This is a genomic window from Kitasatospora arboriphila (assembly GCF_039528095.1).
GTDB classification, from domain to species: domain Bacteria; phylum Actinomycetota; class Actinomycetes; order Streptomycetales; family Streptomycetaceae; genus Kitasatospora; species Kitasatospora arboriphila.
This window is the reverse complement of sequence record NZ_BAAALD010000268.1, coordinates 1-648: the sequence shown is the minus strand read 5'-3', so window position 1 is coordinate 648 and position 648 is coordinate 1. Positions and strand designations below refer to the sequence as shown.

1 protein-coding gene is annotated in these 648 nt (G+C 73.9%); it reads left to right on the top strand.

Annotated features, from left to right (window positions below; all coding sequences use genetic code 11):
* A partial coding sequence (locus ABD353_RS39890) for an XdhC family protein (RefSeq protein WP_344628598.1) occupies positions 1–648 on the top strand: 648 nt, incomplete at both ends.

Below are 648 nucleotides of genomic sequence, written 5' to 3'. Positions count from 1 at the left end.
CGCTGGAGCGCTCGATCGTCGCCGAGGCCCGCGCCATGCTCGACGCCGGCCGCACCGGCACCGTCGTCCTCGCCCTCGACGGCCGCCCCTGCGACCCCACCGACCAGGGCACCGTCACCGTCTTCGTCGAGTCCTACGTCCCCGCCCCCCGCATGATCGTCTTCGGCGCCATCGACTTCGCCGGCGCCGTCGTCCGCATCGGCAAGTTCCTCGGCTACCACGTCACCGTCTGCGACGCCCGCCCCGTCTTCGCCACCCACCGCCGCTTCCCCGACGCCGACGAGATCGCCGTCGACTGGCCGCACCGCTACCTCGACACCCAGCACCACCGCATCGACGGCCGCACCGTCCTGTGCGTCCTCACCCACGACGCCAAGTTCGACATCCCCCTGCTGGAGCGCGCCCTACGCCTGCCCGTCGGCTACATCGGCGCCATGGGATCACGCCGCACCCACCACGACCGCAACACCCGCCTGCGCGAGACCGGCCTCACCGAGGCGGAGATCGCCCGCCTCCGCTCCCCCATCGGCCTCGACCTCGGCGCCCGCACCCCCGAAGAGACCGCCGTCTCCGTCGCCGCCGAAATCGTCGCCCACCGCCGCGGCGGCAGCTGCCTGCCCCTCTCCGCCGGCGACGGCCCCATCCACC